The following is a 14,300-nucleotide window of genomic DNA, read 5'->3' as shown; positions in this document are numbered from 1 at the left end:
AAGTATTACTTGTTGCAAATTAAAAATGATATATCCAGTTCTTATTAATATCATCAATAACCGATTTTTCTTCGATTATTTCTAAACATTTGTTTTCCCGAATTATAACAGCAGTCAGTTTATTATTACCATAAGCAGTTGTATCAATATACATTGTGTTGCTTGTTAAATCGTGATATATTTCTTTTTTATGAGTATGACCTACAATCTGAAGTTTTCCGATATTAAGAAGATTTCCCCGGGTCCACAAAATACTATCCTGATTATCCAAGTCCTTCATTAAAATCTCTGTTAGCTCTTTATCATCTTTAACACCGTCAGAAATGTGTGATTTGTATTTTGCAGATAAACCGGCATGTGAAATAAAGCAGTCATCTAAATTATAAAACAGCGGTAAGCAATTAATAAAATCCAGATGTTTATCCATTATATCATTTTTATCTCTGTAAGATATCAGGGTTGTTTCAGCTCCGTTGTAATTCCAGGATCTTGCCATCAGGCTGAAGGGTTCTCTCATATTACAAAAGAACATATAATCGTGATTACCAAGTGTGCAGTAAATATTTTCCGTAATTATATAATCAATAACCTGCTCACTAAAATTCCCTCGATCAACTAGATCCCCGACACAATAAATAAGTATATCAGGATACTTTGTCCTGATTTTTTCAGCAAGTGCTTTTAGAGTATTAAAACATCCGTGAACATCACCAATTACAGCTACCATTATAACTTAAATATGAAATATTTCATTAGCATATTTAGTCAATTCATCCCTAAACTTTGGATGAGCAATTGAAATAAGTGCTTTTGCCCTTTCTTGAATTGATTTTCCCCACAGATTAACCGCACCATATTCAGTTACAACATAATCAACATCACCTCTGGATGTTACTACGCCGGCACCGGGTTTTAATGAAGGAACAATCCGGGAAATTGTATCATTCTTTGTAGTAGAAGGTAAAGCAATGATAGGTTTACCGCCCTCTGATTTTGAAGCGCCTCTTATAAAATCAACTTGTCCGCCGATACCTGAATAAAATCTTGTTCCAATCGAATCGGAACAAACTTGTCCGGTTAAATCAACTTCAAGTGCAGAATTAATTGCGACCATCTTATTATTTTTAGATATTATGAACGGATCGTTTACATACTCTTGCGGATGGAACTCAATGATTGGATTATTATCAATGAAATCATAAACCTTTTTAGTTCCAAGTACAAAGCCAGCAATTATTTTTCCGGGATGCAAAGTTTTCTTTTCGCCGTTTATAACCCCTGCCTCAACTAATTCAATAATCCCATCAGAAAACATTTCAGTATGAATGCCGAGGTCTTTTTTATCGTGCAAATACCTCATAACCGAATCTGGAATTGCACCTATTCCCATCTGTAAAGTTGAACCGTCTTCTATCAAATCTGCAACATTTCGTCCGATTTTATCAAACACTGCAAGCAGCTCAGGAGTTGCATCAGGATCTACCTGTGGAAGTTCTTTAAGTTCTTCATCGTGCTCAACGATATAATTAATTTTATTAATATGAATAAAACAATCACCCAAAGTTCTTGGCTGATGTCTATTTACCTGAGCTATAATAATTTTAGATTTTTCAGCAGGAGTTTTTATGGTACCGACATCTACTCCATAACTGCAGAATCCATGTTCATCGGGCGGCGAAACATTTAGGAGTGCAACATCAGTATTAATTCTGCCTAACTTAAAAAGCAGCGGAACCTCCGAAAGGAAGATTGGAATAAACTCGGATCTGCCTTCATTAACAGATTTTCTTGAATTAGCTCCGATAAAAAACGCTTTATGCTTAAAATGTTTTTCCATACCTGGTTGCAGATACGGCAGTTCGCCAACAATCAGGATATGGTAAATCGTAATATTTTCAAGTTCATCTTTTCTTCTGACCAAAGCCCTTATTAATTCATTTGGTGCAGCACAACCCGGTTGTACAACAATTTTGTCACCTGATTTTATATGCTTTACAGCTTCATCAGAGCTAACAAGTTTTTGATTATATATCCGAAGAAGATTTGTTGGAACTGGATTTTTAATTTTTATTTCTTCTGTTGTTGTCATTTATTTCTCTTTAAATTCATTTCAAAAAAAATCTAACTAATTGCTTGAAAACACATGTAATCTTCGATATTCAACATTAAATGTATGTGCGATTGCTTCATTACAACAATAGCCATTATATGTACAAACTCCTTTTGATAAACCTTGATCTCCAATCAGTGCATTAGACAGTCCATTTTCAGCAATATTTTGGATATAACCAAGTGCTGCATTATTTAAACCGTAACTTGCTGTTCTTGCTACCGTGGCAGGCATATTCGGAACACAATAATGTATAACATCGTGCAGTAAATAAACAGGGTCGGATTGTGTGGTTATTCTGCTGGTTTCAATACAGCCGCCCTGATCAATTGAAACATCTACAATAACACTTCCCTTTTTCATTTGCTTAACCATTTCTTCTGTTACCAGGTTAGGGGCTTTTTCACCTTTAATTAAAACTGCTCCGATTAGTACATCAGCAAACTTAACTCCGCGTGAAATTGTGTAGGGGTTTGCCATAACAGTTGTAACTTTTTTTCTAAAGTTCAAATCAATGTTTCTTAATCTGTTAAGATTCTTATCAATCACAATAACCTGAGCTCCTCTTCCAACAGCAGCACTTGCAGCAGTTACACCAACAACACCAGCACCAAGGATTACAACTGCCGCAGGAGCAACGCCTGTAATACCGCCTAATAAAATTCCCCGACCTCCAGGTACAAAACTCTCTAAATATCTTTCAGCTTCCTGAATAGCTAATTGTCCAGCTATCTCACTCATTGAATGAAGAACGGGTAATCTTTCATCTTCCTCAATCAGTTCATAACCAATAGCAGTAATTTTTTTCTTTAACAGATTCTCAATTATATTTTTCTTGCCAATTGCCAGATGAAGGAATGAAAAAAGTATCTGATTTTCTACTAACATTTCTGATTCCGCTTCAGACAGAGGGGCAACTTTAACAATAACTTCGGAACGGGCAAATGCTTCATCAGCACTGTAAACAATATGAGCACCGGTTGTGCGGTATTCTTCATCGCTAAAGTGGCTGCCTAATCCAGCTCCACTTTGAATAAAGACAGTGTGTCCAGCTCTTACTAAAGCATCTACTCCTGCAGGAGATAATGCAACTCTTTTTTCTTCATAAAGAGTTTCTTTGGGAATTCCAAATCTCATCTAATTTTCTCTTTTTTTTATTTCAAAAATACCAACGGCTTACAAGATTAGCAATCAATTAGGATTGATTTAAACAGGTGTTAATGGGGATTTTCCCAATAGAACAGCGGCAATATTTTTAGCTGCAAGTAAAGACATCTGATCTCTTGCTTCGTTTGTGGCGCTGCCAATATGCGGAAGTAATACTACATTTTTAAGATTAAATAATTCTTTGTTTAATTTTGGTTCATTCTGGTAAACATCAAATCCTGCTGCAAGGATTGATTTTTGCTTTAACATCTTTATTAAATATTCTTCATCCATAATTTCTCCCCGTGCAGTATTTACTAAAATAGCATCAGGTTTTAATAAATTCAGCATTTTCTGGTTTAACAAATTTTTGGTTTTTGCGTTAAGAGGCAAGTGGAGCGAAATTATATCAGATTTCAGTAAGATTTGTCTTAAAGATAATTTCTTTGCGCTTAGTTGCTTTTCAAGATATTCGTTTTTGCTATTTGAATAATAAAGGATTTTACAGCCAAAAGAATATGCCCTCTTTGCAGTTTCAGTTCCAATTCTTCCGGCACCTAAAATTCCGAAATATTTATTACGTAACTCAACCCCTAATAAAAGTTTTGGTTTCCAGCCGGTAAATTTTTTCTCTCTTACAAATTTTTCTGATTCAAGAATTCTTCTTGCGCAAGTTAGAACTAAAGTAATAGCTAAATCAGCGGTGGAATCTGTAAGTACATCCGGAGTGTTAGTAACAATTATGCCTTTACTTTTTGCATAATCAACATCAATGTTATTAAAGCCGACAGCATAATTAGCAATCACTTTACATTTTTTCATTGAGTCAATAATTCCTTTATCAATCTTATCAGTTAATAAAGAAATTATTCCATCACAATCATTAACTGAATTTAGTAGCTGCTTATATGTAATTGGTTCATCTTTTTTATAAACAAAAACTTCAAATCCTTTTTTCTTAAGAAATGAAATTCCTATTTCAGGTATTTCTCTTGTAATAAATACTTTCACTAATCAACCAAATAAAAGCTTAACTATAAACAAAGCACCTAATGCACCGGCTACATCTGCCAACAAACCAGCAGGTAATGCATGTCTTGTATTTTTAACATTTACAGCTCCAAAATAAACTGCAAGAACATAAAAGGTAGTCTCTGAACTTCCAAAAAAAGTTGAAACTAAAATTCCTATAAAAGAATCGGGACCATAAACAGACATTGTTTCAGCCATTACACCAAGCGAGCCACTGCCGGAAAGCGGTCGCATAAGTGCCATCGGCAAAGCTTCGGCAGGCATACCAATCGGATCAGTGATAATTCTTAATAAAGGAATCAGCCAGTTATCCATTGCTCCGCCAGCTCTGAAAATTGCAATAGCAACCAACATTGCTACTAAATAAGGAATAATTCTGATTGCAATGTTAAATCCCTCTTTTGCTCCTTCAACAAACTGTTCATATACTCTTACTTTTTTAATTGCGCCATAACCGATAAAAACAAAAATTAAAAATGGAATTGCCAAAGTTGAAATTGTTGTTATTAAATCCTTAAAAAATGTTGGAGGAAGAAAACTGAAAAGTGAACCAATTGATTTTGATAATCCAGTTGAAAAGGTTAGAACAATAATGGTTATAAGTGAAATTACAGTAATTAAAAATTTAACATTACTTTTGAACCAATCACCAAATCCTCCTTTTTTAATTGGAAATTTTTCGAACAGCTTTGCAACAGTTATTCCGGTAATTGTAGCACAAGTTGAACCAAAAAGTGATGTAGCAATTATAATTGTTGGATCAGAACTGCCAGCAGCAGCACGAACAGCAATTGCAGTTGCCGGTATTAAGGTCATTCCTGCGGTGTTGATAGCAAGAAAAGTAACCATTGAATTAGTTGCAGTTCCTTTGTTTGGATTAAGCTTATCAAGCTCCTCCATCGCTTTTAATCCAAAAGGAGTTGCTGCATTTCCAAGCCCAAGCATATTGGCCGAAATATTCATTACCATCGAACCTATTGCAGGATGATCAGGCGGAATTTCGGGAAATAATCTTTTTGTAATTGGTCTTAAAACATTTGCAATAATCTTAATCAGCCCTGCATCATCAGCAACCTTCATTACACCAAGCCATAAAGCCATTATTCCAATTAAACCAAGTGCAATTTCAACTGCAGTTTGAGCAATCTTAATTGCATCATTGGTTACTTTCTTCATTTCAATAAATGTTATCTTTTCAAAATAAACATTTGCTGAGTAAGTAACAGAATCTACCTGCGAAGTAATAACAGCATTAGCAATCAGATCATTATCTTTACCAGAAGCGCCTGCGATGGTTTGTAAATATTTAGGATTTGATTTATCAATTGTAAGATATAGCTGAAATGATTTTTTATCGGATGAGAATGTTCCCAATCCTTTAACTGTAATTTCGGATTTCTCCTCGCTATCGGAAAATTTTTTGTAATTATCAGGTGATATCTTCAGCTCTAAAGCAAAATTTGAATTGTTGTCGGCGCCAGTTATTTGAACTGTTGCGCTGAGAGGCACATCGTTTTTGTAGGTGTTTTTAGAGATGTCACTAATATCTACAAAGAGAGCGGATGCGATTCCTAGAAAGAGTAAAGCAAGCCAAACATAATTTAACAAGTTATTTCTCCGAATTTATATGAGCAGTATTATACAGGAATTATTTAATTTCCTTCTTCTATTAAAGCCTTAATCTCATTTGAATCAAGAATAACAGGTATAAGATTTTCATCAATTTTATAATTTTCGGCTTTTTCTGACGCAGAATATTTTGATCGATAAAGCTCTTTAATCTGTTCAGCAAGTTTAGCATCATCAACTTCTTTTATCTCTCCGCTAATTGTTATGTAAGAGAGTTTGTAAGTTAGTCCTGCTGATTTAGCATTAACTTTTTCTTCAGATAAAATTGTAAAACTTCCAAGCGAGCCATATTTAATATGTACGTAATTTTCATCCGAAGTATCAAGGTAAGTATAAATGTTTTTATCCAGATAAATAAAATTGCAGCCAAACTGCATTAACTTTTCTATTGCAAGATGAATACATAAAACACCGGAATGAGCTTTGTTAATCTGCTCTTCTATTTCCTCAATGTCTCTTAATTGTGTTAATTGTTTTTTCATATTCTGTAACTATATATTTAGTTAATCACACATCTGTTTGCAGAATCAGAAAAAGAACAAAATCTGCAATGAAATAAATTTTTATCAAACTTTTTATTTCTGATATTCAAAATAATTTCTGTTATTTCTTTTTCAAGGAGTTCTAATTCTTTTTTTGAATATAAGACTGAGACCATATTATCAGGATGTTTTACAAATATTAAATTTCCCTCAAATATCTCAAAATCACTAAATAATCTACTGGAAATATATAAATAAAACTTCAATTGCATTAAATAATATTCAGAATGTTTTTTTATTTCTTTCAACTCAATATTATCAGTTTTATAATCACAAATAATTATTTTGTTTTTATCAAATATTATCCGGTCAGTTATTCCGTGCAAAAAATAATCATTCTCTTTAATGTACATCTCAAATTCATTCTTATAAGTAGGTATGCTTAAATATTTTTTGGCAAAGTTAGATTGCTGTATTTTTTTTAAATCATTTTTTAAAGCATCAGTATATTTTTCTAAATCTTTAATACCTTTATCTGTGTTAATAAACTTATCAATTTCTTCATATCTTAAATTTTGCTCCATACAGCTATGAAACATTTTTCCATATAAAGCTGAATCAAAATCTGTGGAAGTGTTTTTATCCGGCTCAATTAAATTTTCTCCAATCAAATCATCTAAATTATCAGCAGTATCCTCATCAAACTCATTATCAATTGACTGCTCATTTATTTGTGTATGTTGTAAAGAATTAAGTTTTGAAAAGCCTGCTTCGTAAGTTAAGTAATATTTAAGAGGACATTGATTATATATGGACACTTTGGAAGCCGAAATGATTTCTAATTTTTCAGTTGAGTACAGCCCGCCGGTAGAAATTATCAGTTCTGAAGATTCACTTTCTACATCATTACCAAGTGTTTCAACATCTTCGATTTCTTTTTGAAAAACAATTTCAAGATTATACTTTTTGGTTTCATTGACATATCTATCTTCTTCAAGTTTAAGAAAATTTAGCTCTTCGGATATATTAATTTTCTCCGAATTAAAATCACTGTTTAATCCTGAACCAAGCATTGACAAAAAAGAATTCTTGTTTAGTACTTTATCTTTTTTTATTGTTCCGGATATATATAATTGATCCATCGCTCTTGTTACAGCAACATAAAGAAGTCTTTTTAATTCTGCATAGTCTTTTTTTTCGGTTATAAAATTATAAAGACTAACTATTGGGCTAGAATAATAATCATCAAAATACTCTCCATTTTTTGGAAGCTTGGTTAACAAACCAAATGTTTTATCAACAATTACTTCTCCTGTTTTCGCTGTTGAACGCTGACTTATTTCTTCTGTTTTATATAAGAATACAATCGGGAACTCAAGGCCCTTTGCCTGATGGATTGTCATCAATTTAACTGAATCGGTATTAACAATGCCGGATGCCTGCGCTTCATCTAATGATTCTGTAATTGCATCTTTCAGATAATTGATAAAATCGTAAAGGTTTCTGAATCCGGTTGCATTAAAATTTCGGGCGATACTAATAAGTTTAAACACATTAGCAACTTCCTGATTCCCATCTATCCTTGATGAAAGAGCTGCTAAATAATCATTATCAGTAATAAGCTTTTCGATTAACTGAGAGATGTTGAGTGAATTACACAGTGCAAGATTTTCTGTTAGAGTATTAACTATATCATTCAATCCTTTTTCTTTGGAAAAACTGTTTAGTCTTTCCCAAAAACTTCTGCCGTTTTGCAGAGATATTTTATATAAATCGCTGTCACTTACATTAAAAAACGGCGACCTTAAAACTCCAACTAATGCAGTATTATTATTTTTATCAGATAAAAATGATAAGTAATTATAAATATCATTTATAGATTGTCTTTGATAAAACCCTCTTCCTCCAATGATAGAGTAAGGAATTAGATGATTGATTAATTCTTTTTCTAGTCTGTCAAAGTGCTTTCGCTTACGGACAAGAATGGTAAAATCAGAATAATTATAACTCGATTGATTTTTTATTTGTTTTATTTTCCTGATTATCATTTGTTCTTCAGTAATCTCTGATTCAGGATCTTCAATGTTAATCAGGAATCCAACTTTACCATCAACTTTTTCTTTGCGTGCACATATCAAATCTGCCGCAGTAACTTCTCCAAATAATTCAACAGGATCTTTGAATATATTTCTGAAAATATAATTACAGAACACACAGATTTCTGGACTCATTCTGAAACTATCAGGCAGGACTAACAAATTATCATTACTGCTTGCTTTTTTAATATCGTTCCGTGTAAGGTTAAATATCTCAATTTCTGCATCTCTGAATTTGTAAATACTCTGTTTTTCATCACCAACAATAAACAGATTACCTTTCCGCAGATAGTCTAGCAGAGGTAAGAATATCTGATACTGAATTTCATTTGTATCCTGAAATTCATCTACCATTATTAGTTTGTATTTTTCTGCAAGATTATCCTGTACGGTTGGAATTTGAAGTAGCTGTTTTACATAAAGTAAAATATCTTCATAGTCTATATAACCTTCGGCTTTCTTCTTTCTTTCATAGGTTTGTAAACTATTATCAAATAATTTTAACAGTTTTATACCAAAATCTGCAAGCAGAATTTCATTATCAAAGTTTTCTTCAGGTATCCCGAATTTATGAATATCAAAAAAAATATCTTCAACTATTCTCACTTCTTCTATGATTAATTCATTTGTTACTTTGCTAAGATATCCGCGTTTTTTTAAAGTTAAATTTTGTGTAAAGATAAGCGATCTGATTTGATCTAATGACAGAATAATTTCGTTTGATAATTTACTTTCTTTAAGTACTGAAAGTATCGGAATAAGCTGTTTAGCATTTGGGTTCTCCGGATCAGAAATTAATACATTATTATTGATTTGTTGTAAACGGTTTAAAAATTTTCCTTTAATACCATTCCAAACCTGATCGAAGTATTCCTCAAAAGTCTTATTAAAGAAATCCTTAATATCAGATTTACTTTGCAAATAAATTTTACTCTGCAATACCTGAACATTTTTTCTGTTTTCAACAAGCTTTACAACCTGCTTTAACAATCTGTTTTTTGATCCAAGAATTCTTATAAGGTCTTTAATTTCATCAATAGTAGATAGATCATCGAAACTTTTTTTTATGCTTTCTTCTACAGAAAGTTCAATTAAATCCAGTGATAAATTTTCATCAATAGGAATAAATCTGGCATCTAAATTCGATTCAACCGGAAAATCTCTTAATATGTTTATACAAAATGAGTGTATTGTAGAAATGTTTGCAGATACAAGTTGTCTTCTTATTTTTTCAGCTCTTATCTGTTCTTTTTTATCTGTACAGGTTTTTATATAATTATCAATCAAACCAGATATTCTGTTATACAGTTCACTTGCAGCTTTATCAGTAAAAGTAATCGCAGCAATAGCAGATATATCAAGTTTGTCTTCCAAGAGCGCACTTAAATACCTTCTGGCAAGTACAAAAGTTTTACCTGATCCTGCATTTGCAGTAAGAGCTATATTTCCTTTTGTATTAAGTGCTAATTCCTGATTAGGTGTAAGTTTGCTCATTTGTTAAATAGTTTTGCCGGAAATATCAATTCAAATGTTGAGCCGTCACTACTGCTTTCTTTGAGATTAATTTCTCCGTTTATATTTGTCATAAATCTTCTTGCTAAACTTAATCCTAAACCCATTCCCTGTTTTTTTGTTGTAAAGTTTTCTTCAAAGATTTTATCTTTTAGTAAAACAGGTATTCCTTTACCGTTATCGTTAATAGTTAAAATATAATTATTCTCACTTACAAAAACTTTCAGATTAATTACCGAAGCATCAGCTTGAATTGAATTTCTGATAAGGTTTATGAACATTCTTCTTAACTGACCTACATCAGCATCTATAACAACACTCTTCAAATCTGTGCTAACACTAATTTTTGATTTTTCGTGCATAAACATATTAACAGTATCATTAAGCACACTTAGGAGATCAACTTCTTCAATTTTAAGGCTTGGCATTTTAGCAAAGTGAGAGAACTCTGATGCAATATGATTCAGATTTTCTATTTGATTTAGTACAGTAGCAGATACTTTCTCAAATAGTTTATCAAAATCCTTACTTTTATCTTTGTAAGAAATTATCAATTGCTGTAAAGCTAACTTCATTGGCGTCAGCGGATTTTTAATTTCGTGTGCAACCTGTTTCGCCATTTCTTTCCAGGCAGCTTCCCTTTCCATTTCAGCAATTTCTGCTTGATTTTTTTTAAGTTCAGAAGTCATTTGATTAAAACCATCAAGCAGATCTTTAAGTTCTCCTCTTTCATTATGTTCTATCGTAACATTCAAATCACCTTTGGATACAGCATCAGCAGCTTTTGTTAATCTTTGGATTGGCTGAGAAATCTGATTAGCAAAAATGGTACTGATAATGATTATTATAATTACAGCAAAAGAATAAATTCCAAATATCACCACATTAATTTCATTAGTAGATATTGTAACCCTGATTTTATTAAAAGCATCATTAACTGAAAGGATATAATCTTTATCTTTTATATGAATAAATCTGAAGTATGAATCATATTGATAATTGCTCACTTTTTCAGTTGTAATAAATTCCTGATACTTTAAATAATTTAAAAAGTAATATGCTTTTGGATTCAGTTTTTTGTGCATCAATCCAATCTTATTGTATATATCATTTGAATTATAAATTTGATCAGTTGAAGAATACAAAGCGAAAGATATTCCAAGCTCATCAGAGGCATTTTGTGATGCGGTTATTATATCTCTGTTATTATATTTATTTAATTGAGCAACGAGATTTTTCTCAATATAATCTGCCCTTTGACTAAGTTCATTCAATATCTCTTCTCTGCCGCGTTCGGTAACCAGATTTGTATTATAAACAGCTAATACAATTACAGGAATAATTGAGATAAAAAGAAATGAAAGTAAAAGCTTTGTTTTGAAAGTCAAATTTATTTTGCGTACGCAGAAAAAAGCTATTAGTAGATAAGCAATTATTATAAACAACGAATGAATTATAAATATCTTAAAAAATTTAAACAGATCCCATGAAAAAGCACTTTCCTGAATTGCTACAACAGTTAAAATTTCAGAGTCATCTTCTTCAGATTTAAGCAGATAGGCTTCATACTTTTCTGAATTGAAATTTATTTTTAGCCAGCTGTCGCTAAATAAACTATCAACTGAAGTGTTAAGTATTTGTTTTATCTGATCTCTTGAAGGATAAATATCTCCATAAACATTTTTTAAAACTCTATCACTAAACTGAAATATTTTAAGCTGCTTTACATCAACAACTTTATTAAATACTGAAAGATTTGATTCTAAAAATGTCGGATAGTTCAAAGCTCCAATAGATTTAATATTAAAATCCACAAAAGCTGCAATGTACCCTCTTAATATTCCACGCTCCTTTATCTCAATCACTGCGCTGTAATAATCAATAACATTTTCTTGTTTATCATAAACCGGAACTACCAATATTTCATCATCTTTACTAATGCTATTAAATATTGACTGATCAGGCTGAATTCCTATCAGATATTCACCAATAATTTGCTTCTTACTGTTATAAAATTGAATTCCGGAATTGAGAGATTCTCTTTGCATCGGGCTTTGTGCCCACAGCTTAAAAGCAATAGCGTTGTAATTTGCAAATCTTTCACCAAACTGACTTAATATATTCTTATCATTTTTTACATTCCGTATAGTTTCATCAAGCATAAATGATAATAAATTGGAATCTGTTCTGTTGATTTCCCAGGAAGTAGTTTTAAGCGATTCTTTTTCCAGCTTTGTATTAAAGAGATTAAGTAAGGAAATTGAAATCACCGAGCTTACAAGTAAAATAATAAGATAATTGTAGATAGAGTTTTGTTCTCTGATAATTACCTGATAGTAAAGTAATAGCAGAAATAATAATATTAAAAAAAGCATTATTGGTGTAAGCAGTTGATCATTACTTATCAGGTAAACAATAAAAGATGCAATGTAAATTATCACTACTAAAAAAAGATACTGTTTTATTCGAATCTTCTCTGAACAGATAAAACTTAAAATGATATTTAAGAATCCCAAAATCATCAGAACTACTGCAAATGTAAAAAGCAGCATATTCAGATTCATTGTAATTGAAGGTAAATCAGGAATCAGGTTGGGTTCTTTAAAATATCTGATCGTTGAATCAAAAACTATACTTCTTATTGTTGCACTTATACCCCTTATTAATAAAAATATAATTACTGATAAACCTAATGCAGCAGCAATAAAATACTTTTTGTGTGTTTTTCTTTCAGAGTTAAACAAATAATTTTTTGTATAACGGAAAAATTGGATTGATAGAATCAATACAAAAAAGACAGTTGTAAAAAACTCAATTGGTGACTTTACAAATCCCCATGCAAACGAGGAAGAAAAGTAAGCCGGATTAGAAAGTGGTCCGGAAATAAAGTTCGATGGAAAACTGAATGCAAAGATCAGAATTCTTAATATCACTAAATAAATAATAAGCAGAATAAATCTGAAGAAATATGACTGAATTTTTTTAAAGTCAGACATCAATCCTAATCCGACAAAAAGAAGAGTAAGTAATACAAGTAATGATTGAATCTTTGTTGAATTATCTTTTATAATGTTTATTGAATTATTCAAAGATGGTTTAACAAAAGAAACTATGCCTATTTTACTTCCCCGATTATTTATTAATTCAAATGAATATTTTCTTCCGTCTTTTGATTTTTCTGAATATGCTGAATAGTCTATCTCTGCATCAATCTCATATTTATCTAATATATCCTGCGTAAAACTTATATTTTTAGAAAACTGATTATTAATTTTTACCAATTCTTCAATTGGAGTAGAAAGTGCAATATAAAAATCATCCGACTGAATATGAGCAGTATCTATAATAGCAAGATTAGTAACAATATCATTAGACAGGAAATAGACTTCACCCAATGGAAAACTTAATGGAAATAATCCCTCTGGGTTTAGTGCAATACGATTATTCCATGCGATTAATTTTCCATTTGGAGCAAAAATCTCAATTGAAAAATTCTCAAGTGATCGGTTATTTATAGACCTTAAAAGTTCTTTATATGTTTCATTTTCCGGTTCTAATGATGCGCGAAGATCCTTTTTAACAATGTTTAATTTCTGCAGCAGATCACTTTGTTTAAAATTGAAATCTTTTTTAACTGAGTTTTCTAGCTCAGAAATTTTTTCAACTACTAAATTGGACCAATTACCTTTAGTTTTATCAATATAGTTATCTGTAACAATACCAGATACAACAAGCATCATTAAAATAAAAAAGACGATAGAGAAATATTTTCTATCGCCTTTGAATTTTTCTGCAATCTTTTTTAACATCAGTTAATAGTGAATTGAGTTATTATCCAATTTGGTCCAACTTTTTTGATAGAAATATATACTTGTGCAGTGCTTCGCTGACCTTTATTGTCATAATTATACTTTCCGGTTGCGTAGGAATTAAGCTTGTCTTTTTTTATATGCTCAAATTTAAATGATGTTACTTTGTAAATTCTAAAAAAATCTTCAAGCACATAAAATGCCTGGTTGCTGCTGTAATATCCATTAATACCGTTGGAAAAACTAAAATAAGTCCGCTGCCCAAAATATTTTGAAATACTTTCTACATTACCTTCTTTAATCCCCGACTCAATTTCATTAAATATTGATTCTTGCTGATTACTTTCAATATGTTCACCGGTTTTATTTGTAAACTTAGATGATTGAGAAAAAGTAAGACTTAGAGAAAATGTAAAATAAATTATATAAAATATTTTGTTCATATCGATAAAAATTTGTCGTGAGTTTGTAATTTAATATTTAC

Annotated in this window: 9 protein-coding genes; all 9 read right to left on the bottom strand. The window is 31.3% G+C overall.

All coding sequences use genetic code 11. The features are described from left to right. Positions 1–19: 19 nt before the first annotated feature. Positions 20–727 carry a metallophosphoesterase gene (locus tag ROY99_07300; GenBank protein MDT3696184.1) on the bottom strand — a complete coding sequence of 236 codons (708 nt, stop codon included), beginning with the start codon at positions 725–727 and terminating at the stop codon, positions 20–22. A 6-nt stretch (positions 728–733) separates the two neighbouring features. After that, a complete protein-coding gene (locus ROY99_07295; GenBank protein ID MDT3696183.1) occupies positions 734–2,089 on the bottom strand; it encodes an acetyl-CoA hydrolase/transferase C-terminal domain-containing protein in 1,356 nt (451 codons plus the stop codon). A gap of 36 nt (positions 2,090–2,125) precedes the next feature. After that, complete coding sequence (ald, locus tag ROY99_07290; protein MDT3696182.1) at positions 2,126–3,247, bottom strand: alanine dehydrogenase; 1,122 nt, start codon at positions 3,245–3,247, stop codon at positions 2,126–2,128. 69 nt (positions 3,248–3,316) lie between these two features. Continuing rightward, a complete protein-coding gene (locus ROY99_07285; GenBank protein MDT3696181.1) occupies positions 3,317–4,267 on the bottom strand; it encodes a D-glycerate dehydrogenase in 951 nt (316 codons plus the stop codon). A 3-nt stretch (positions 4,268–4,270) separates the two neighbouring features. Continuing rightward, entirely contained in the window at positions 4,271–5,896 is a 1,626-nt protein-coding gene (locus tag ROY99_07280; protein MDT3696180.1) for a nucleoside recognition domain-containing protein, read from the bottom strand. A gap of 44 nt (positions 5,897–5,940) precedes the next feature. Beyond that, entirely contained in the window at positions 5,941–6,399 is a 459-nt protein-coding gene (locus ROY99_07275; protein MDT3696179.1) for a hypothetical protein, read from the bottom strand. A gap of 17 nt (positions 6,400–6,416) precedes the next feature. Next, a complete protein-coding gene (locus tag ROY99_07270) occupies positions 6,417–9,989 on the bottom strand; it encodes a UvrD-helicase domain-containing protein (GenBank protein ID MDT3696178.1) in 3,573 nt (1,190 codons plus the stop codon). Beyond that, positions 9,986–13,816, bottom strand: coding sequence for an ATP-binding protein (locus tag ROY99_07265; GenBank protein ID MDT3696177.1), 3,831 nt, complete (start codon positions 13,814–13,816; stop codon positions 9,986–9,988). Before ROY99_07265 ends, ROY99_07270 begins: the two co-directional genes overlap by 4 nt. Continuing rightward, positions 13,816–14,259, bottom strand: coding sequence for a DUF4783 domain-containing protein (locus ROY99_07260; GenBank protein MDT3696176.1), 444 nt, complete (start codon positions 14,257–14,259; stop codon positions 13,816–13,818). The genes ROY99_07265 and ROY99_07260 overlap by 1 nt, the downstream gene beginning before the upstream one ends. Positions 14,260–14,300: the final 41 nt, after the last annotated feature.

The sequence above is a fragment of the Ignavibacterium sp. genome (assembly GCA_032027145.1).
Classification (GTDB): Bacteria; Bacteroidota; Ignavibacteria; order Ignavibacteriales; family Ignavibacteriaceae; genus IGN3.
This window is presented reverse-complemented; position numbering and strand designations above follow the sequence as displayed.

Bases quoted from the DNA above. Each gene is read 5' to 3' on its own strand.
- ROY99_07260 (MDT3696176.1), bottom strand. From the start codon at position 14,259: ATGAACAAAATATTTTATATAATTTATTTTACATTTTCTCTAAGTCTT.
- ROY99_07300 (MDT3696184.1), bottom strand. From the start codon at position 727: ATGGTAGCTGTAATTGGTGATGTTCACGGATGTTTTAATACTCTAAAA.
- ROY99_07270 (MDT3696178.1), bottom strand. From the start codon at position 9,989: ATGAGCAAACTTACACCTAATCAGGAATTAGCACTTAATACAAAAGGA.
- ald (MDT3696182.1), bottom strand. From the start codon at position 3,247: ATGAGATTTGGAATTCCCAAAGAAACTCTTTATGAAGAAAAAAGAGTT.
- ROY99_07265 (MDT3696177.1), bottom strand. From the start codon at position 13,816: ATGTTAAAAAAGATTGCAGAAAAATTCAAAGGCGATAGAAAATATTTC.
- ROY99_07275 (MDT3696179.1), bottom strand. From the start codon at position 6,399: ATGAAAAAACAATTAACACAATTAAGAGACATTGAGGAAATAGAAGAG.
- ROY99_07295 (MDT3696183.1), bottom strand. From the start codon at position 2,089: ATGACAACAACAGAAGAAATAAAAATTAAAAATCCAGTTCCAACAAAT.